The organism is Clostridium sp. DSM 17811, from assembly GCF_018861905.1.
In the GTDB taxonomy this organism is placed as follows: domain Bacteria; phylum Bacillota; class Clostridia; order Clostridiales; family Clostridiaceae; genus Clostridium_AD; species Clostridium_AD frigoriphilum.
Genome location: NZ_JAHLDU010000009.1, coordinates 16,962 through 37,660, shown reverse-complemented (window position 1 = coordinate 37,660; position 20,699 = coordinate 16,962). Strand labels below are relative to the sequence as shown.

Below are 20,699 nucleotides of genomic sequence, written 5' to 3'. Positions count from 1 at the left end.
GGGGTACTTCGTTTGGAATATATTCAGAGTAAGGATAATTTATTGATTAAAGATATTAGAAAATTAAAGGAAAAAAGATATAGAACAAGTAGTAATATGTTTTTAGTTGAGGGTTTTAGATTTGTAGAAGAAGCTTTGGAATCAGGATTTGAAGTGGTACATATATTTATAAGTGCTAGAGGCGAGGATAAATTTGAGAGCTCCAGTATGAAAAATAAGCTACAGGTAAATACTAAAGTTTATGGTGTTACTGATAGTTTATTTAAAAACATTTGTGATACAGATAATCCACAAGGGATTATCGCATCGGTTAGAAATAAACCTGTAGAAATCAAATATGACAATGGATTTTATATGTTAGCGGACAGGATTCAAGATCCAGGAAATATGGGAACTATAATTAGAACTGCACATGCGGCAGGGGCCCTAGGAGTTATACTTACAAAGGGAACTGTGGATATCTATAATGAGAAAACATTAAGGGCTACAATGGGTTCTATTTTTAAAATACCTATTATTTATGATAATGATTTATCACTAGTTCAAAAACTTAAAATGAGTGGATTTAAATTAGTAACTAGTTCACTCGCTACTGATAAAAATTTTTACGATGTAGATTTAAAAGGTAAAATTATCATATCGGTTGGAAATGAAGGAAATGGAATTAGCGATGAAGTTTATGAGATATGTGATTTGAAAATTAAAATTCCTATGCCTGGTGGTGCAGAATCATTAAATGCGGCAGTAGCATCATCAATTATGATGTATGAAGTTGTAAGACAAAAAAACATTATATAGTTTTCAATTCATAGTTGAAATTTTATGTAGTTATGGTTATAATGTTTTGTATACTTTCATAAATTAACGAAGAATAATAAACTGTGATAGAGATAGTAAATATAAAAATGTTTACAGGGATAAGAAGCCTTAGATTGAGAGCTTCGAAAATAATTTTTATATTGAAGTTCACTCTGGAGTTCTAACAGTGAAATAAAGTAACTGCTAGCGGGTAGAACCGATAAATTTATCTAAGAGGACTATTTATTAGTCAATTAGGGTGGTAACGCGGATATTCCGTCCCTTTGTTGGGGATGGTTTTTTTTGTTTTATAAAAAAATATAAATACATATATTACATAAATATGAAGGGAGTTTTCATTATGAAAGAAAAGTTGGAAATGATAAAAGCTGCAGTTTTAGAAGAATTAAAAGGAGCAGATATTAAAACAGAATTAGAAAATGTTAGAGTTAAATATTTAGGTAAAAAAGGTGAACTTACACAAATATTAAGGGGTATGGGTAATCTATCAAATGAAGAAAGACCAGTCATTGGGAAATTAGCCAATCAAGTACGCGAGGATATTGAGTCAATTATAACTAAAGCCTCAGACAAATTAAAGAAGAGAGAAAATGAATTAAAGTTAAAAAGTGAAGTTATAGATATATCTATGCCAGGAAAAAAACAAATAATAGGGAAAAGACATCCACTTGAGCTAACACTTGAAAAAATTAATGATATCTTCTTATCTATGGGATTTGTAATAGAAGAGGGACCTGAGGTAGAAACAGATTATTATAATTTTGAAGCATTAAATATACCTAAAAACCATCCTGCAAGAGGAGAACAAGATACTTTTTATATAAATGATAGTGTGGTTTTAAGAACTCAAACATCACCAGTACAAATAAGAACTATGGAAAACCAGAAACCACCTATAAAAATGATTTCACCAGGTAAAGTTTACAGGTCAGATGCAGCAGATGCTACTCATTCACCAATTTTTTATCAAATTGAAGGATTAGTAGTAGATAAGGGAATTACATTTGCTGATTTAAAGGGAACCTTAGAATTATTTACGCAAAAGATGTTTGGAGATAAGATGGAAACAAAGTTTAGACCACATCACTTCCCATTTACAGAGCCTTCAGCTGAAATGGATGCTACTTGTTTTGTGTGCAAGGGTAAAGGATGCAAGGTTTGTAGTGGAAGCGGTTGGATAGAACTTTTAGGTTGTGGAATGGTTCATCCAGATGTTTTAAGAAATTGTGGAATTGACCCAGAAGTTTATAGTGGTTTTGCTTTTGGATTTGGGCTTGATAGAATTACAATGCTTAACTACGGAATAGACGATATTCGCGCACTTTATGAAAGTGATATGAAATTTTTAAAACAATTCTAAATTAATAATTATTTGGTATTTATATAGTTACAAGGGGCGGAACAATTAATACTTGTTTTGTACTAACACAGATGATAGGAGGATATATTATGAAAGTTCCAGTTAAATGGCTTAAAGATTATGTTGATATAAATATTTCACCACAGGAGCTCGGTGACAAATTAACTTTGTCTGGTTCAAAAGTTGAGGAAGTTATTATTTCGGGTGCTGAAATTCAAAATGTTGTTACAGGAAAAATAATAGAAATTGTGAGTCATCCAGATGCTGATAAATTAGTTGTATGTCAGGTAGATATAGGACTTAGTGCACCAACACAAATTGTTACAGCAGCTACTAACATGAAAGAAAATGATATTGTACCAGTAGCGCTTCATCAATCAACACTACATGGAGGAGCGAAAATAAAGAAGGGCAAACTTCGTGGTATATTATCGAATGGTATGTTTTGTTCTGAGGAAGAACTTGGAATAGCTGTGGACGAACCAGTTGAGGGGTTAATGATACTACCAAAGGATACACCACTTGGTAAAGATATAAAAGAAGTATTAAATCTTCAAAGTGCGTTAATAGATTTTGAGATAACTTCTAATAGAGCGGATTGTCTTAGTATTATAGGAATAGCTAGAGAGACAGCTGCAACATTAGGCACAGAATATAGAAAGCCAGCTCTTGATTATAAAGCTACTGCAGAGGAGAATGTAGAGAATATATATAAGGTAGATGTTAAGGATGAGTTATGCAAAAGATATATGTTAAAGGGTATAAAAAATGTAAAAATTGAGCCATCACCACAGTGGATGCAAGAAAGACTTATAGAAGCGGAAATTAGACCTGTTAATAATATAGTAGACATTACAAACTTTGTTATGGTTGAGCTTGGTCAACCTATGCATGCATTTGATGCTAGGCAAATTACTACTAATAACATAGTCATCGAAAGAGCTAGGAATGGTGAAAAATTTATTACATTAGATGAAAAAGAAAGAGAGTTAGATGACAGTATATTAACCATAAAAGATGGAGATAGAACTATAGGACTTGCAGGTATAATGGGAGGTCTTAATTCAGAAATTAAAGAAGACACCACAAACGTAATATTTGAAGGCGCAAATTTTGATGGAGTTAATATAAGACTTGCATCGAAAAAATTATTGTTAAGAACTGATGCATCTTCAAAATTTGAAAAAGATTTGGATCCTAATATGGCTGAAATGGCAATTAATAGAGCTTGTCATTTAGTAGAAGAATTAGGTGCGGGTGAAATAATGCAGGGATGCATAGATGTATATCCAAAAATAATTAAATCTCATACTCTAGAAGTGGATATAAATTGGATTAATAATTTCCTTGGAACAAATATATCTAAGTATGATATGAAATCATATCTTGATAGATTAGAACTTACTACTGAAATAATAGGTAATTTTCTAATTGTGCAGGCGCCTTCCCATAGATCTGATATTAATATCAGAGAAGATATTGCAGAAGAAATAGCTAGAATATATGGTTACGATAATATACCATCTACATTACCTAATTGCGAAACTTCAAAAAGTGGGAAAAGTGAGAAGCAAAAGTTAGAAGATAGAGTAGTTCTTTCTTTAACTGCAAGTTCTCTTAATCAATCAATAAGTTATTCTTTCGTAAGTCCTAAAATATTTGATAAGCTTTTAGTACCAGAAGAGAGTGAATTAAGGAAAGTGGTTACTATAAAAAATCCACTAGGTGAAGATTATAGCATAATGAGAACTACAACTATAGCATCTATGATGGACTCTTTATCAAGAAATTATTCAAGAAATAATGAAGAGGTTAGATTGTTTGAAATAGGTAAGGTTTATATACCTGACGCTTGTTTAGATAAGCTTCCAGAGGAAAGAAATATATTAACAATAGGAATGTATGGAAATGTTGATTATTTGGATTTAAAGGGTGTCGTTGAAAATGTATTGGATAATTTGGGAATAAAAAATGCATCATATAAAAGGGAAAGTGAAAATCCTACTTATCATCCAGGAAAAACATCAAATTTGTATGTGAAGAGAGAACTTGTAGGTGTGGTTGGAGAAATTCATCCGAGTGTTTCAGAGAACTATGATGTGTTACCAAGATGTTTTGTCGCAGAATTAAATTTGGATGTATTATATAAAAATACAGATTTAAATAATAAGTATAAATCACTTCCAAAATTTCCTGCTGTTACAAGAGATATTGCTCTTTTAGTTGATGATGAAGTTTTAGTTCAAGACATTGAGGATGTAATTGTAAAGCAAGGTGGTAATATTTTAGAAAGTGTTAAGTTATTTGATGTATATAAGGGTAAGCAGATAGCAGAGGGTAAGAAAAGTATAGCCTATGCTATAGTCTACAGAAGGGCAGATAAGACATTAACTGACGATGAAGTAAATAAGGTACACGAGAAAATATTAAGAACTTTAGAGAATAAAGTTGGTGCAGAGCTTAGAGAATAGCAAATAATTGAAACTCCCTTAAAGTAAGGGAGTTTCAATTATGTAATGCATATTTATTATTAAGTATATCAAGGTATTAATTGTTTGATTTGTATGATTAATTTCAAAAAATTGGTTTTATTAAAAGTTATATTGTGGTACAATGGGATTAACTAATCTGTCTAAGAGGGTGTTTTAGATGAACGTTGTAACAATAAAAATAAATGGCATTGAATATAATTTAAAAGGTGATGAAAGAGAAGAATATTTACATATGGTAGCCAGTTATGTTGATAAAAAGATAAAGAATATAATGGGAAATAATGAAAAACTTAGTACCTCTTCTGCAGCAATTTTAACGGCTTTAAATTTAGGTGATGATATGTTTAAAAGCAATTCACTTTGCAAGGAACTATCAACTAAGGGTGAAGAATTAGATAAACATGATAAGGAATTGACAGGTAAGTTGGAAGATTTAAAAAAACAGTTAAGCCATATGGAAGATTACAATCAGGAATTGCTTAATAAATGTAAAAATATAGAAAAAACTGAATATGTAAAAACCCTAGAGCAGGAAAATATAGATATGCAACATCAATTAGAAGGTATGAAAGAGATCAATAAAATTTCTAGTGAAGAAAATAGAAGCATTAAAACGGAAAATAAAGAAATGAAATTTAAGCTTCAGTCTTATAAGTATAAGATAATTGATTCTCAAAATAAGTTGATAGAATATCAAATTAGTTTGGCTAAACAAAAGAAAATAAACAATCCTCTTTTAGTTACACGTAAAAAATAAATTTTATTTAAGATTATGTTTAAGGTGTCGCCGAAAGGCGACTTTTTTATTGATAAGGACTAAGAATACATAAATAATATATATCTTTGGATAGAGGAAGGCTTTTTTAAAAATTTTCCACTATACCTTAGCTATTTATTTAGTTATAATTAAAGCATGGTGTTATGCCATGAAAAGGATGGTACATATATGAATTTGTTAACAATAGAAGAAGTGAGTAAAAGTTATAGTGAGAGAATACTCATTGATAAAGTATCACTAGGTATAAGTGATGGAGATAAAATGGGATTAATAGGTGTTAATGGTACTGGAAAATCAACTTTTTTAAAAATAATTGCTGGCTATGAAGTCCCAGATGGGGGCAGAATTATAAAGGGCAATAGGGTTAATATAGAGTATTTATCTCAAAATCCTGAGTTTGATTCAGAAGCTACAGTGCTTGAGCAGATTTTCAAGAGTGATACTGATGTTATGAAAGTCATAAGGGAATATGAGGTAGTTTTAGAAAAATTACAAGAGAATCCAGAAAGTGAATCTACTCTAAATACACTCATGAGGCTAAATGATAAAATGGATGCATGTAATGGATGGCAAGTGCAAGATGATGCTAAAATTATTTTAACAAAGCTTGGGATAACTGATTTTAAGCAACGTATAGGTGAACTTTCAGGTGGGCAAAGAAAGAGAGTAGCTTTATGTAGTGCACTTATTACTCCATCAGATCTATTGATCTTAGACGAGCCTACAAATCATATGGATAATAAAATAATTGATTGGTTAGAGAAATTTTTAAACAAAAGAAAAGGTGCTCTACTTATGATTACCCATGATAGGTATTTTTTAGATAGAATAACAAATAAAATTCTTGAACTAGACAAGGGTAATTTATATAGTTACGATGGTAATTATTCTGTATACTTAGAAAAGAAAGTTGAGAGAATGGCTTTAGTGGATACACTAGAGAGAAAAAGGCAGAGTTTGTTTAAAAAGGAACTAGCGTGGATAAGACGTGGAGCAAAAGCTAGAAGCACAAAGCAGAAGGCTAGAATTGACCGTTTTGATGAACTCAAAGATGGAAAAGTAGATACTTCAAGTGACAACTTAGAACTATCTTCGGCATCTACAAGACTTGGTAAAAAAATTATGAATGTTGAACATATATATAAAGCGTTTGGTGAAAAAAAATTAATTGAAGATTTTAGTCATATATTTACAAGGAGAGACAAGGTTGGAATTATAGGGCCTAATGGAATGGGAAAATCTACTCTAATGAATATTTTAAGTGGAGTACTAAAACAAGATGCAGGGCTCGTTGAATGGGGCGAAACAGTAAAAATTGGATTTTTCCATCAAGAAAATGGTGAGATGAATGAAAAACTTCGTGCAATTGAATACATAAGAGAAGGTGCAGAATACATATCTACAGGTAGTGGAGAAAAGATTACAGCTTCGCAAATGCTTGAGAGATTTTTATTTGATAAAAATACGAAACATTCCTTTATTTCTAGCTTATCAGGTGGAGAAAAACGAAGGTTGTATTTATTAAGAATTCTTATGGAAGCTCCAAATGTATTATTTTTAGACGAGCCGACTAATGACTTTGATATTCAAACACTAGCTGTACTTGAAGATTATTTAGACGGATTTAATGGTGTTGTTATAACTGTATCACATGATAGATACTTTTTAGATAGAGTATCTGATAAAATATTCAGTTTTGAGGGCAATGCAAAAATAGTACAATTTGTTGGAAATTATACTGATTATCAAGAATATATAGAAAAAAACCCCGAGGTGCTAGAAGGTAATAATGATGTGAATAAAGAAGAAAAGAAGGAGCTTGATAATAAAGAAGTTGCTATGGATGATAATCAAGACATTAAAAATGATAAGCCTTTGAAGTTTACGTTTAAAGAAAAAAAAGAATTTGATGAAATAGACGGTGCAATTGAGCAGAAGGAATCAGAACTTGTAGATGTTAATAAAAAAATTAATGCTGGTAGTAGTGACTTTGAATATTTAGAAGAACTGGTACAGCAGCAAAAAACTATTAAAGTAGAGACTGAATATTTAATGAAGCGTTGGACATATTTAAATGAATTAGTAGAAAAAATAGAATCTCAGAAAAATAGTTAAATCATCTCTTTCGGAGTTGAATATTAACGACTTCAGAAGGTAAATCTCACACTTATAGAAGGGTGAGATTTACCTTCTGAAATGTCGTTTAAATAATAAAGAAGGTATAACCTGTGGATAAAAGTAGAGACATAAAAATATCTGTGCGTAACTTAGTGGAGTTTGTACTAAGAGCTGGGGATTTGGATATGCGGTTTATGGGAAGCAGCAGGGCTGTAGAGGGTACAAAAGCACATCAAAAGATTCAAAAAGAAAATAGTGAAAAGTATTCTGTCTTATTTAACGAGGAATATTTATCTGAGGTAAGTTTGAAACATATAACAATACATAATGATATTACTATTGTAATTGATGGACGAGCCGATGGTATTCTAATAAAAGATGGAAAAGTCACCATAGATGAAATTAAAACAGTTACTAAAGATATAGAATTTATAAAAGAAGATTACAATAATATCCACTGGGCTCAAGCTAAGTGTTATGCATATATATATGGGATCCAAAATGATCTTACGCTTATTAATGTTCAATTAACATATTATGAAATAAGTAGCGAGAAAACTAAGCGATTTATTAAAGCTTTTTCAATTAATAAACTCAAAGAGTTCTTTGATGAAATTATTTCTAATTATTTTATATGGGCGAACATTACAAATGAGTGGAATATGAAGCGTGACACGACTATAAAAGATTTAAAGTTTCCTTTTGATAGTTATAGGGAGGGACAAAGAGAACTAGCAGTTTCTGTATACAAAACAATAGTAGAAGGCAAAAAAATGTTTGTGCAAGCTCCCACTGGAATAGGTAAAACTATATCTACATTGTTCCCAAGCATTAAGGCCATTGGCGAAGGGTATACCTCAAAAATTTTTTACTTAACTGCAAAAACTATAACAAGACAAGTTGCACAGGATGCATTTGATAAAATGAAAGAGCGAGGTCTTGAGTTTAAGACCATTACAATAACTGCAAAGGATAAAGTATGTTTTAGTAAGGGCAGTGCATGTAATCCAGAACAATGTAAATTTGCAAAAGGACATTTTGATAGGGTTAATGATGCCATTTTTGATATATTGAAGAATGAAAATACGTTTAGTAGAGATATAATTGAGATGTATTCGAATAAACATAATGTATGTCCTTTTGAATTTTCATTAGATTTAACTTTGTGGGCTGATTGTGTTATATGCGATTATAATTATGTATTTGACCCTAGGGTCTACTTAAAAAGATTCTTTACCGATAACAAGGGCGATTATACTATATTGGTTGATGAAGCTCACAACCTAGTAGATAGGGCAAGAGAAATGTTTTCATCCCAAATTAATAAGAAATTACTTTTACAATTGAAAAAAGATATAAAAGGCAAAAATGATCAAATGTATAAGATATTAAGTAAATTAAATTCTTTTATGTTAAATATGAAAAAAATGTGCAATGAAGATGGGTATTATAAACAAGAATCTGAACCCGTAGAAGTATTTAATCTTCTTACAAGGCTTACTAAGATATTAGAAATATGGCTCACTAAAAATGAAAAATCTGAAATATATGATAACTTTTTAGAATTGTATTTTAATTCACTCAGTTTTATAAGAATAGCTGAACTATACGATGATAAATATATAACTTATGTAGAAAGTATAGAAGATGATGTAGTGTTAAAAATATTTTGCTTAGATCCATCTAAGCTTTTAAGAGAAGCATCTAAAAGAGGGCGATCGGTGATATATTTCTCTGCAACACTACTTCCTCTATCATATTTTAAAGAAATTTTAGGTGGGCAAAGCAAGGATTACAATTTAACGCTAAATTCCCCATTTGATAAAAATAAACTTAAAGTTATGATAGCTAAGGATATTTCTACTAGATATAATAGGAGAGAAAACAGTTACCCCAAAATAGTAGAATATATATATTCTGTGATAAAGGCTAAAAAGGGAAATTACATGGTGTTTTTTCCGTCATATAAATATATGGACGTCGTTTTTAATAGGTTTTCAAAGATATATCCAAATGTGAAAGTTAGTATTCAAGGTAATGCAATGACTGAAGAGGCTAGGGAAGAATTCCTTAAGAATTTTAATAGAGATGGTAAGGATAATATTCTAGGGTTTGGAGTTTTAGGTGGTATTTTCTCAGAAGGAATTGATTTAAAAGGTGACGCATTGATTGGTGTTATAATCATTGGGGTAGGGCATCCTATGATTTGCTTTGAACGGGAAATTATTAAAGATTACTTTAATAATAAAAGCAATTGTGGGTATGAATATTCTTATATGTACCCAGGTATGAATAAAGTACTACAGGCAGCAGGAAGAGTGATTAGAACAGAAGAGGACAGAGGAACTGTACTTTTAATAGATGATAGATTTCTTAATCAAAGGTATAGAAGACTATTTCCAAAAGAATGGAACAATTATCAAATAATTAATAACAATATTCATGCAAGTGAAGAAATTTGTGATTTTTGGAAATAATACATTTTGAAATAAAAAAACTTGAGCGAATGCTCAAGTTTTTTTTATACTTAAAGTATATTTATTAATATATTGGGGGGGGATAAAGAAAGGAAACATAATTTATTTATAACAGCTACAAATACATCTACATAAAATATTTACATCCATGAATACGATAATAGTTTACTAATAGGACATAAATAGTTTCCTTTTATTATGGGGGTACTTAAATCTTGCAATTAATGTCGAAATAAGATTTATCTTTTGTGTGTATATTATCAATGTGTTTCGACTTATTTCTTGATTTAAGAATACCATGGATTACACAAATAGTCAATAGAATTATTAAAAGTTTAATCTAAACAAATTTAAAACTATAAACGACAAAAATATTCGACAAAATATAAGGGATATAGAATTGAGATAGGAATATTAAATTGAAAAAAACAATTAATTGTCATCAAGTATCTTTTACAGAAAATTAATAATGATTAAAGCTTTATAGTGATAAACTATATGAGAGTGGCAATTTAGAATCGGTATCTATTTAAAAGTATAATAAGGAGGAATAGTATAAATGTTTGTTAAATCTTCTAAAGAACTTTATGGTTGGGATAGATTTTCAAAAGTAACCTTAGTGCTAGGAATATTTTTGCTTGTAACTAGGTCTTGGATTTTAGCGGCGACACTTATTATCTATTCAATTTGGAGAAGTAGGTCAACTAACATGTCTGGAAGAAATAATGAAAAATTTGTCTATGAAAATATACAAAGAAATTTTCATTATAAAATTAAAAATTTTAGACAAAGTTTTAAACAAAATATAAAAAAATTTAAGATTAAAATTAAAAAATATAAGCCATTAGAGCAATTTAAAGAAAAAAGAAATTATATGATAACTTATTGTCCCAAATGTAGACAGAAATTAAGGGTGCCAAAACGCAAGGGTAAAATTATTGTGACTTGTTCAAAATGTAGTAGCGAGTTTAGGTTAAGAACATAAAAAAGATATCCTTTAGAAGGATATCTTTTTTATGTTCTTGTTTAGTAGGCTTATACTTAATTTAAAAAAAATATCCTAAATTATTTACCTGAACCTAATTCAGCAAGACAATCTTTACAAATGTTTTTGCCTTTATAGTTTACAACGTCTCTTGCATTTTGACAGAAAATACAAGCTGGTTCATATTTTTTAAGAATGATTTGATCACCATCTACATAGATTTCTAAAGCGTCCTTGATATCTATATCTAAAGTTCTTCTTAATTCTATAGGAATAACAATTCTTCCAAGTTCATCCACTTTTCTTACAATACCTGTTGATTTCATTTAATTTCCTCCTCGAACATCTTTCGACTTATTTATAATTAAATTGTAGCAAATAATACATAAAACGTCAATAGGTTTATGAAAATATTTAAAAAAAATAATAAAAATTAGCAATCATTTACGTATTATGCAAAAAAAATATAATGCTATGTCATTTTAAACATTATTATACTATCTTATACAACATACAAAATAGTTTAATTATTACAATATTCATAATAGTTTGCAATTAGTGTAAGAATTTATGGACATAAAAAAGACTATCTCAAAGTAATTTTTAATCACTTTGAGATAGTCTTTTTAAATATAATTATCTAAAATTAGTAAATTGTAATGCAATATCAAAATCTTTTGATTTTATTAAAGCCATTACTTCTTGTAGAGTGTCAAGATCTTTACTGCTAACTCTTAGCTGGTTATCCATAATTTGAGCTTGAACTTTAAGTTTACTAGATTTAATTTCCGCAATTATCTTTTTAGCTTTTTCTGTGGAAATTCCTTTTATAATTTTAGCTGTTTGTCTTGCAGAACCTAAAGTAGCAACATCCTGCTTACCAAGATCTAATGCCTTTCCAGATATTCCTCTTTTAATTAATTTTGCTACAAGAACTTCTATAACAGATTTTAATTTAAAATCATCATCAGATGTTATTTTAATATCTTCTTTACCTAACTTGATTTCAGTAATAGTGTTTTTAAAATCATATCTTTGTTTAATTTCCTTTAATGCTTGGTTTATCGCATTATCTACTTCTTGCATATCTACATCGGATACTACGTCAAATGAATGTGCAGTTGCCATAATTAAAAACCTCCTATAAATTTATGTAACTTAATTCGAATCTCTTAATTAATAGTAGGTTAATAGTTTGTAAATGTCCAGTAGTTAATGAGTAAAGATTAAATTTTTAATATTAGGGCTATGTAACTAAGGTAAATATATAAATCAACGATATATTTAATAAATAGAAAATAATGTTTTTATAAATAGTTATAAGGAGAAAAATCAATGGAAGTAAATAAAATAAAGAAGTCCAATAAATTAGAGAATATTGAAGATGAAAGGGAAGTGAAGCCCAAAGTGCTTTATATTAACCAACATTTCATCTTTAATACATTAAATAGTATAGTATCACTTTGTAGGCAAAATTCTGAGGAAGCTAGGAATGTTGTTCTAGAACTTAGTAATTATTTGAGATTTAATTTTAATGTAACAGATAAAACTATACTATTACAAGAAGAAATAGAATACATAAAATCATATTTATATATTCAAAAGGTAAGGTTTGGGGACAGACTGAATTGTGAATATTACATAGAAGAAGATATAAATTTTTTAATACCTAAAAATTCATTATACAATTTAATAGATAACTCAATTAAGCATGGAATTTTAAAGAAAATTCATGGTGGTACTATAACTTTTATAATTACAAGAAAAATGGATAAAATAGTAATAAGGATTAAAGATGATGGTGTTGGAATGGAACAGTCTCAAATAAAACAAATATTAGATGGTGAAAATTATGGATCTACTTCAAACTTAAATTCATTATATAAAGATTTATATAATGCCAAGTTGGAAGTAATTAGTACATTGCTAATTGGAACATATATAACCTTGTATATACCTATAGAACATATAAAATTTGTTTGATTTCTTATTATATATATTGACTAAAAGGATTAATTATAGCATTAAATTGACAATATTTTCAGCGTGAAGTAAAATTGTAACAATGCATTATTGCAAGTATGATGAAATATTAGTATGGGTGGGGGTTTTTATGTTAAGAGTAGTTTTAGTAGATGATGAACAATTATCTTTAGACGAATTAAGTTTTATTTTAAATAAAAAGAGTGAAATAGAGATTATAGGTAAGTTTTTAAGCCCATTAAAAGCTTTAGAATTTATAAAGAAATCTAAACCGGAAATTGTTTTTTTAGATATAGAAATGCCAGAAATTGATGGTATTACTTTGGCTAAGGAGATATATAAGTTGGATTTTTCAGTAAATATTGTATTTGCAACAGTATTTGATAAATATGCTATAAGAGCTTTTGAAATTAATGTTATTGATTATGTTTTGAAACCATTCTCAGAGAAAAGGCTCGCTCTCACCATGGATAAGATAGAGGAAAGACATAATTGTAGTAAAAATATACTTTTAGAACAAAGAGTACTTTTAGAAAAAATATCAAATGTAGGTATGGTAAAGTTAGCACTTTGGAAGGATGAATGTATTTTTCTTGTGCATCCAAGGGACATATTATATTGCACAGTGATTAATAAAGAGGTGTTTGCCTTTACTAGAAAGGCTGCATATACAACAAATTATACGTTAAATCAATTAGGAAATAAGTTGATTAATCAAAACTTTTTTAGAAGTCATAAAAGTTATTTAGTAAATTTAGATAGCATTTATAAAATAGTACCATGGTTCAATAGTACTTTTGTTCTTCAAATAGAAGACTGGGAAGAGGAAGTTCCTGTAAGTAGACACTATGTTAAAGAGTTTAGAAGAATACTCAATATGTAATTATTGTTTTTATTTATGATAAGAAATGAGAGGTATAAATGAAGAAAATATTAATAGTAGATGATGAAGTTAATAATAGATTATTACTAGAGGAGATACTTGAGGATTTTAAAGAGAAAGATGTAGAGATACTTTTAGCCGAAGATGGAAAGCAAGCTTTGGATATAATTAAAAGTGAGAGGCCTAGCTTGGTTTTTTTAGATATTATGATGCCTACAATAAATGGATATGAGGTATGTAATATAGTGAAAAAGGAACTAAGGTTGCAAGGTATATATATAGTGCTTTTAACAGCTAAAGGGCGAGAAGATGATAAATATAGAGGAAGACAAGTAATGTGCGATAATTACATTACTAAGCCTTTTCACTTTAATGAAGTTTTAGCTATAGCCGAAAATGTATTGGAGATAAAAATTATATAGATTTACTCTTATGTTTTTAAAATAAAGGAGTAAGTCTATTTTTATATTTATATATATGTTAAATCCAAAGTTCATAATCAGAAGGGTACAAAGTCTTTAAAATAATGTTATACTGTTGTAAGCAATTATTACGTATGAGAGGAAGAAATATATGTTGCGTGAAGCACAAGAAAAATTAAAAAAGTATTATGGATATGATAATTTCAGAAAAGGACAAGAAGATGTAATAGAGAGCATATTAAATGGGAAAGATACCTTTGCTGTAATGCCTACAGGCGCAGGAAAGTCAGTGTGTTATCAAATACCTGCTTTAATGCTAGAAGGGGTAACACTTGTTATATCACCACTTATATCCCTTATGAAGGATCAAGTGGACACATTAAATAGTATAGGGATAGCTGCAACATATATAAATAGCTCATTAAGTATTAATGAAGTCAATGAAAGAATTGATAAGGTGGCAAGCGGAGAGTTTAAGCTCCTTTATGTTGCACCAGAAAGATTAGAGTCAGACTTTTTCTGCAATATGTTAAATAGATTAAAAATATCGCTTTTAGCAGTGGATGAAGCTCATTGTGTATCACAATGGGGACATGATTTTAGGCCTAGTTATGCAGCAATTTCTAGTTTGATTGATAAATTATCAGAGAGACCAATTATAGCAGCATTTACGGCCACGGCAACGCAGGACGTAAGAATAGATGTTATAAGGCTATTAAAATTAAGAGAGCCTGATGTTTATGTAACTGGTTTTAATAGAGAAAATTTAAGCTTTACTGTTATCCGTGGTGAAAATAAAAGAGATTTTGTACTGAAATACATTGAGGACAATAAAGACAAAGTGGGGATAATTTACACAGCGACAAGGAAGGAAACAAATAATCTTTATGAATTGTTACATAAAAAAGGATATAGTGTAGGAAAATACCATGCAGGCCTTAATGACGAAGAGCGAAAGCAAAATCAGGAAAAGTTTTTGTATGATGATATCAACATAATTATAGCTACTAATGCTTTTGGTATGGGAATAGATAAATCAAACGTTAGATATGTAATCCATTATAATTTAACAAAAAGCATGGAGGCATATTACCAAGAAGCAGGACGTGGAGGGCGAGATGGTGAACCAAGTGAATGTATATTGTTATTTTCAGCGGCGGACGTCCTACTTCAAAAGTTTTTTATAGAGCAAAGCACAGTAGCGCCTCAAAGAAAGGTAAATGAATATAAAAAACTTCAAGCTATGGTGGATTATTCACATACGACAAGATGTTTACGAAAGTTTATTTTAGAGTATTTTGGGGAAGAAAATGTTCAAGATAAATGCGATAATTGTAGTACTTGCAATGATGAGAGTGAACTTGTAGATATAACTATAGAGGCACAAAAAATATTCTCTTGTATTCTTCGTATGAAGGAGAGGTACGGTACTTCATTAATTGCAGACGTTCTGCGTGGATCTAAAAACAAAAAGGTCTTGGAACTTGGATTTGATAAATTATCAACTTATGGGATAATAAAGCAATATACGGTTAAAGAGATAAGAGACCTTATAAATGTGCTTACAGCAGAAGAATATTTGTCACTTGCAGATGGACAGTTCCCAGTGGTTCATTTAAAAGAAAGAGCAGTACTCGTACTTAAAAACAAGGAAAAAGTATATCAAAAGGTTGATAAAAAGAAAGCAAAAGTAATTAAGGACACTGGCTTATTTGAGATATTGCGTACCTTGCGTAAGGAAATTTCTGAGCGTGAAAAAGTTCCGCCATATATTGTATTTGCAGACAGTGCATTAAGAGAGATGAGTGAATATTTCCCAGTAAATGAAAAAGAAATGCTAAACATAAAAGGTGTAGGGGAATCTAAGCTTAATAAGTATGGAGAAGAATTTATTCAAGTTATTAAAAAATATATGCAGGAAAACAATATAGAAATTAATGCAGAAATACTATATAATGAAGAGGATGGCGGTAAAACGGAGAGTGCGATTGAGCGAGACCCTAAAAATGAAGACAAGGTGCCAAGTTATATTATTACATATAACATGTATAAGGATGGCAAAAGCATAGAGGAGATAATCAGCGAGAGGAAACTTAAAAGCCTGACGGTTCAAGAACATATATTTAAATGTGTGGCTGAGGGTCTTGATGTTAATTTAGATGATTTTATTCCCCAAAATCAGGAAGCACTTATTCTTGAGGTTATAGAGAAAATCGGAGCAACAAAGCTCAGACCTATTAAAGAAGAATTACCAGAAGAAATAGATTATTTAGCTATAAAAGCAACAATATTTAAATACGCTAACAATAAGATTTCTTAGAAAAAAGGAGGAAATATGGAAAAATTATTTAATGAACTAGGATTAGAACAAAATCTTATAGAAGGTCTTATAAAACAAGGCATTGAAAGTCCTACAGAAATTCAAGTAAAGGCTATACCAATGGGGCTTGCTGGCGCGGACATCATAGGAGAGTCAGAAACAGGTACTGGTAAAACTTTAGCTTACTTATTACCTATATTTCAAAAAATAGATGTAACATCAAAGGATATTCAAGCAATTATACTTGCGCCAACTCATGAGCTTGCAATGCAAATATATAAGCAGGTGGAATTGTTATCAGTTAACTCAAGGAGTGAAGTTAGATCAACTAGTATAATAGGTAATGTTAATATTAAAAGGCAACTCGAGTCTCTTAAGCAAAAACCTCATATATTAGTAGGCTCTGCTGGAAGAATTTTAGAACTTATAACAATGAAGAAATTAAAATCACACTTCGTTAAAACTATAGTAATAGATGAAGGTGACAGAATGATAGATGAGGATAACATAGATGGAGTAAAGGCGATAATAAAAACTACACTTCGTGATAGACAGATTATGTTATTTTCTGCTACGATTTCACTAAAAGTAGTTGAAATTGCAAAAACTTTAATGAAGGAACCTAAGGTTATTAAAGTAGGAGATAAAAGTGTTGTAAACCCAAATATAGAGCACATATATTTTGTAGTAGAAAGAAGAGATAAAATTGAGCTTCTACGGAAACTTATAAGTGCAACTAAACCTTCGAAGGCAATAATATTTATAAACAAAAGTGATGAAGTAGAAATTACAACTTCAAAACTTAGATATCATAATCTAAAAGTAGAGGGAATTCATGGATCGTCTGAAAAAGAAAATAGAAAGAAAGCACTTGAGGATTTTAATGAAGGCAAAATCCAATTGTTAGTGGCTTCTGATTTAGCAGCTAGGGGTCTTGACATAGTAGGCGTATCCCATATATTTAATCTTGATATACCGGAAAACTCGAAAGATTATTTGCACAGGGTAGGTAGAACGGGAAGAATGGGAGAGCGTGGCCTTGCACTATCAATAGCAGTAGAGAGAGAACTTGATCTTATTAAAAACTATGAAAGAGATTTTAATATAGAAATCACTCAAAAAGAAATCCACAGGGGGGAGATTACTGAACCCCAAATTATAACTAAAGATAGGAATGCAGGACATAATAATAGAACTGATAATAAATAGCAATAGCCTAGTTTCCTTGCATGTGTTATAATAACTTAGTGGTTTAGGATATAATAAAATTAAAATTTTTTGTGGAAAGACTACATATGCTATGTGTAGAATTTTCAGTTAATATGGAGGTATATATAAATATATGATTAGTACAAATAATATAAGTTTAAGATATGGTGCACGTAAATTATTTGATAATGTTAATATAAAATTTAATCCTGGTAATTGTTATGGATTAATTGGCGCTAATGGTTCTGGTAAATCAACATTTCTTAAGATATTATCAGGCGAAATTGAAGCAAATACAGGTGAAGTTTTCATAACACCAGGAGAAAGACTTGCAGTTTTGAAACAAGATCATTTTGAATTTGATGAAAATGAAGTTCTTAATACAGTAATGATGGGACATGTAAGATTGTTTGAAATAATGAAAGAGAAAGATGAATTATATGCTAAATCAGATTTTACGGATGAAGATGGAATTAGAGCTTCAGTACTAGAAGGTGAATTTGCAGAACTTAATGGATGGGAAGCAGAATCAGAAGCTTCAACACTACTCATGGGACTTGGAATAAATGAAGAGCTTCAAAACAAAAAAATGAAGGAATTAACAGGATCAGAAAAAGTTAAGGTTCTTCTTGCCCAAACACTATTTGGAAAACCTGATATTCTATTATTAGATGAGCCTACAAATAACTTGGATATAAAATCTAAAAATTGGCTTGAAAGTTTCTTGCTAAATTTCGAGAGTACTGTAATAGTTGTTTCTCATGATAGACATTTTTTAAATAAAATATGTACTCATGTTGCAGATATAGATTTTAGCAAAATTCAATTATTTGTTGGAAATTATGATTTTTGGTATGAGTCTAGTCAGTTAGCACTTCAAATGGCTAAGGATCAAAATAAGAAAAAAGAAGAAAAAATAGCAGAACTTCAGAACTTTATTGCAAGATTTAGTTCTAATGCGTCTAAAGCAAAGCAAGCTACTTCTCGTAAAAAGCAATTAGATAAATTGACTTTAGATGATATAAAACCTTCTTCTCGTAAATATCCGTTTGTTGGTTTTAAACCAGAAAGAGAAGCTGGAAATGATTTATTAACAGTTGAGAATTTAAGTAAAACTGTGGATGGAGAAGTTCTTCTTGATAATGTATCTTTTATAGTTAGTAAGGGAGATAAGATAGCATTTACAGGAGCTGACGAAATAGCTAAAACTACATTATTTAAGATATTAATGGGAGAGATGGAGCCAGATAGTGGTGAAGTTAAATGGGGAATTACTACAACTCAAGCTTATTTACCAAAAGATAACACTGAATATTTTAATGGAGTAGATTGTACATTAGTTGATTGGCTTCGTCAGTATTCTGAGGATAAGGCTGAAAGCTTTATTAGAGGTTTCCTAGGTAGAATGCTTTTCTCAGGAGAAGAAGCTCTTAAAAAAGCTAGTGTATTGTCTGGTGGAGAAAAGGTTAGATGTATGTTATCTAAAATGATGCTTAGCAATGCTAATGTATTAATCCTTGATGAGCCTACTAATCATTTAGACTTAGAATCTATAACTGCTTTAAACAATGGATTAACTAGCTATACTGGAACAATGCTATTAACGTCTCATGACTCACAGCTAATTGCAACAGTTGCAAATAGAATAATAGAAATTACTCCTAAGGGATTAATGGATAAAATAATGACTTATGATGAATTCGTAGAAAATGATGAAGTTCAAAAAGAACTAGAACTTATGTATAAATAAATAAATAAATAAATAAAGGCACTTCTAATAATATTATTAGAAGTGCCTTTTTAAACTAACTAAAATAATCCGCCAAAGCCGCCACCGCAGCCTCGACCACCACGTCCGCCGATACCGCCACAACCTAATAGTAAAAGAAGTATCCAAATGCCACTGCCAGCTCCGCAATTACCGAAGCCACCACCGCATCCATTTCCACAGGTATTTTCACAGTTGCAAACAGGTTTACAGCAACTAACAGGTTTGCAGCAACAATTATTGTTATGTCTATGACTCATATAAATAACCTCCTTATTTAGTAAGTAAAAGTTTAAGAGTCTACTAAAGTAAATTAATTGGGTACTCTAATAAGAATCTTATACTTTAACTTAAGTATTAGGCTAGCTTAGCATTAGACCATCACATAGAGGCAATGTAATTCTTAATGCATAATTGTGAAATTAATTAAGTTATAGGTGTACTTTAATATATTCCACATTCTATCAAGTGTGAATGTAAATCTTAAGTAAACTAACATAAAAAATTTATAGTGCAAAGTAGTGAATTACAGAGAGTTATATCATAATATTTATAATATTCTCCTAAAAAAAGGGTTTTAAAGAAAAATATCGAATATAGTAGGTAACATATAAAATTTTTTATAAATGGGGGTAAATAATATGGAAAAAGATAATACTTTAGTTTCTGATAAAGAAGCTATTAATGCGGGAACGGAAGAGGCGATAACAATAGTGTCTGATGCCACAAAAGAAAATGTTGAAAAGACTATTAGTGTGGTAAAAGATATCGCAAAAAATGTTAAATCACAAGCCACAAAGGCAACTACTTCTGTAAAAAAGACAGCAGCCAAAAGAACAATAGCCAAGAAGATTGATGTTGGTTTCTATGTCCAATATCAAGGTAAAGAGATTTCAAAAAGAACAATACTAGAAGAAGTATATAAAGAATGGACAAAATCTCATAAGATTACAGAACTTAAGACTTTAGATGTATATATAAAGGTTGAAGAGGAGATAGCTTACTGCTTGGTAAATGGAGAGATTAAAATAAATATTAAATTATCTTAATATAAGTTCATTAAAAGTAGAGAAGGCTTAGCAGAG

17 protein-coding genes and 1 other annotated feature are annotated in these 20,699 nt (G+C 30.0%); of the genes, 14 read left to right on the top strand and 3 right to left on the bottom strand.

Translation table 11 applies throughout. The features are described 5' to 3' along the window. The first annotated feature begins 12 nt into the window (after positions 1-12). From KPL44_RS12645 to KPL44_RS12615, 7 genes are all read left to right on the top strand, one after another. Positions 13-798 (top strand): TrmH family RNA methyltransferase, encoded by a 786-nt coding sequence (locus tag KPL44_RS12645; RefSeq protein ID WP_216250764.1) that lies wholly within the window; start codon positions 13-15, stop codon positions 796-798. A gap of 74 nt (positions 799-872) precedes the next feature. Further along, positions 873-1,085 (top strand) — a binding site (T-box leader). Between the two features lie 74 nt (positions 1,086-1,159). After that, on the top strand, positions 1,160-2,179 hold the full coding sequence (pheS, locus tag KPL44_RS12640) for a phenylalanine--tRNA ligase subunit alpha (RefSeq protein WP_216250762.1): 1,020 nt from the start codon (positions 1,160-1,162) through the stop codon (positions 2,177-2,179). 89 nt (positions 2,180-2,268) lie between these two features. After that, positions 2,269-4,650 carry a phenylalanine--tRNA ligase subunit beta gene (pheT, locus tag KPL44_RS12635; protein ID WP_216250759.1) on the top strand — a complete coding sequence of 794 codons (2,382 nt, stop codon included), beginning with the start codon at positions 2,269-2,271 and terminating at the stop codon, positions 4,648-4,650. Between the two features lie 178 nt (positions 4,651-4,828). Then, positions 4,829-5,428 (top strand): cell division protein ZapA, encoded by a 600-nt coding sequence (locus tag KPL44_RS12630; RefSeq protein WP_216250758.1) that lies wholly within the window; start codon positions 4,829-4,831, stop codon positions 5,426-5,428. A 189-nt stretch (positions 5,429-5,617) separates the two neighbouring features. Next, on the top strand, positions 5,618-7,564 hold the full coding sequence (locus tag KPL44_RS12625) for an ABC-F family ATP-binding cassette domain-containing protein (RefSeq protein ID WP_216250757.1): 1,947 nt from the start codon (positions 5,618-5,620) through the stop codon (positions 7,562-7,564). 113 nt (positions 7,565-7,677) lie between these two features. Further along, positions 7,678-10,044, top strand: coding sequence for an ATP-dependent DNA helicase (locus tag KPL44_RS12620; protein ID WP_331702137.1), 2,367 nt, complete (start codon positions 7,678-7,680; stop codon positions 10,042-10,044). Between the two features lie 559 nt (positions 10,045-10,603). After that, positions 10,604-11,029 (top strand): zinc-ribbon domain-containing protein, encoded by a 426-nt coding sequence (locus tag KPL44_RS12615; protein ID WP_216250756.1) that lies wholly within the window; start codon positions 10,604-10,606, stop codon positions 11,027-11,029. A gap of 80 nt (positions 11,030-11,109) precedes the next feature. On the opposite strand, the gene KPL44_RS12610 is transcribed toward KPL44_RS12615, so the two are convergent. Together KPL44_RS12610 and KPL44_RS12605 are read right to left on the bottom strand one after the other, a co-directional pair. Then, the gene (locus tag KPL44_RS12610) at positions 11,110-11,355 is read right to left on the bottom strand and encodes an AbrB/MazE/SpoVT family DNA-binding domain-containing protein (protein WP_071614011.1); all 246 of its coding nucleotides are present in this window, start codon (positions 11,353-11,355) and stop codon (positions 11,110-11,112) included. A 310-nt stretch (positions 11,356-11,665) separates the two neighbouring features. Beyond that, on the bottom strand, positions 11,666-12,157 hold the full coding sequence (locus tag KPL44_RS12605) for a YajQ family cyclic di-GMP-binding protein (protein WP_216172607.1): 492 nt from the start codon (positions 12,155-12,157) through the stop codon (positions 11,666-11,668). A gap of 207 nt (positions 12,158-12,364) precedes the next feature. Here KPL44_RS12605 and KPL44_RS12600 point away from each other — a divergent pair, with 207 nt between their 5' ends. The 6 genes from KPL44_RS12600 (at position 12,365) to KPL44_RS12575 (ending at position 19,596) form a co-directional block, all read left to right on the top strand. Then, entirely contained in the window at positions 12,365-13,012 is a 648-nt protein-coding gene (locus KPL44_RS12600; RefSeq protein ID WP_216250755.1) for a sensor histidine kinase, read from the top strand. A gap of 130 nt (positions 13,013-13,142) precedes the next feature. After that, positions 13,143-13,895, top strand: coding sequence for a LytR/AlgR family response regulator transcription factor (locus KPL44_RS12595; RefSeq protein ID WP_216250753.1), 753 nt, complete (start codon positions 13,143-13,145; stop codon positions 13,893-13,895). A gap of 38 nt (positions 13,896-13,933) precedes the next feature. Then, a complete protein-coding gene (locus KPL44_RS12590) occupies positions 13,934-14,317 on the top strand; it encodes a response regulator (protein ID WP_216250751.1) in 384 nt (127 codons plus the stop codon). Between the two features lie 151 nt (positions 14,318-14,468). Then, complete coding sequence (gene recQ / locus KPL44_RS12585; protein ID WP_216250749.1) at positions 14,469-16,637, top strand: DNA helicase RecQ; 2,169 nt, start codon at positions 14,469-14,471, stop codon at positions 16,635-16,637. A 15-nt stretch (positions 16,638-16,652) separates the two neighbouring features. Then, positions 16,653-17,846 (top strand): DEAD/DEAH box helicase, encoded by a 1,194-nt coding sequence (locus tag KPL44_RS12580; RefSeq protein WP_216250747.1) that lies wholly within the window; start codon positions 16,653-16,655, stop codon positions 17,844-17,846. 133 nt (positions 17,847-17,979) lie between these two features. Beyond that, entirely contained in the window at positions 17,980-19,596 is a 1,617-nt protein-coding gene (locus KPL44_RS12575) for an ABC-F family ATP-binding cassette domain-containing protein (RefSeq protein WP_216250743.1), read from the top strand. A gap of 59 nt (positions 19,597-19,655) precedes the next feature. Here KPL44_RS12575 and KPL44_RS12570 read toward each other — a convergent pair whose 3' ends face one another. Beyond that, entirely contained in the window at positions 19,656-19,874 is a 219-nt protein-coding gene (locus KPL44_RS12570; RefSeq protein WP_216123953.1) for a ground-like protein, read from the bottom strand. A 381-nt stretch (positions 19,875-20,255) separates the two neighbouring features. Here KPL44_RS12570 and KPL44_RS12565 point away from each other — a divergent pair, with 381 nt between their 5' ends. After that, positions 20,256-20,663 carry a DUF6465 family protein gene (locus KPL44_RS12565; protein WP_216250741.1) on the top strand — a complete coding sequence of 136 codons (408 nt, stop codon included), beginning with the start codon at positions 20,256-20,258 and terminating at the stop codon, positions 20,661-20,663. Positions 20,664-20,699 lie beyond the last annotated feature (36 nt).

Excerpts from the sequence above, each read along its gene's own strand:
- pheT (WP_216250759.1), top strand. The coding sequence starts at position 2,269 with ATGAAAGTTCCAGTTAAATGGCTTAAAGATTATGTTGATATAAATATT.
- KPL44_RS12590 (WP_216250751.1), top strand. The coding sequence starts at position 13,934 with ATGAAGAAAATATTAATAGTAGATGATGAAGTTAATAATAGATTATTA.
- KPL44_RS12630 (WP_216250758.1), top strand. The coding sequence starts at position 4,829 with ATGAACGTTGTAACAATAAAAATAAATGGCATTGAATATAATTTAAAA.
- recQ (WP_216250749.1), top strand. The coding sequence starts at position 14,469 with ATGTTGCGTGAAGCACAAGAAAAATTAAAAAAGTATTATGGATATGAT.
- KPL44_RS12580 (WP_216250747.1), top strand. The coding sequence starts at position 16,653 with ATGGAAAAATTATTTAATGAACTAGGATTAGAACAAAATCTTATAGAA.
- KPL44_RS12605 (WP_216172607.1), bottom strand. The coding sequence starts at position 12,157 with ATGGCAACTGCACATTCATTTGACGTAGTATCCGATGTAGATATGCAA.
- KPL44_RS12595 (WP_216250753.1), top strand. The coding sequence starts at position 13,143 with ATGTTAAGAGTAGTTTTAGTAGATGATGAACAATTATCTTTAGACGAA.
- KPL44_RS12625 (WP_216250757.1), top strand. The coding sequence starts at position 5,618 with ATGAATTTGTTAACAATAGAAGAAGTGAGTAAAAGTTATAGTGAGAGA.
- KPL44_RS12575 (WP_216250743.1), top strand. The coding sequence starts at position 17,980 with ATGATTAGTACAAATAATATAAGTTTAAGATATGGTGCACGTAAATTA.
- KPL44_RS12570 (WP_216123953.1), bottom strand. The coding sequence starts at position 19,874 with ATGAGTCATAGACATAACAATAATTGTTGCTGCAAACCTGTTAGTTGC.
- pheS (WP_216250762.1), top strand. The coding sequence starts at position 1,160 with ATGAAAGAAAAGTTGGAAATGATAAAAGCTGCAGTTTTAGAAGAATTA.
- KPL44_RS12610 (WP_071614011.1), bottom strand. The coding sequence starts at position 11,355 with ATGAAATCAACAGGTATTGTAAGAAAAGTGGATGAACTTGGAAGAATT.
- KPL44_RS12615 (WP_216250756.1), top strand. The coding sequence starts at position 10,604 with ATGTTTGTTAAATCTTCTAAAGAACTTTATGGTTGGGATAGATTTTCA.
- KPL44_RS12565 (WP_216250741.1), top strand. The coding sequence starts at position 20,256 with ATGGAAAAAGATAATACTTTAGTTTCTGATAAAGAAGCTATTAATGCG.
- KPL44_RS12600 (WP_216250755.1), top strand. The coding sequence starts at position 12,365 with ATGGAAGTAAATAAAATAAAGAAGTCCAATAAATTAGAGAATATTGAA.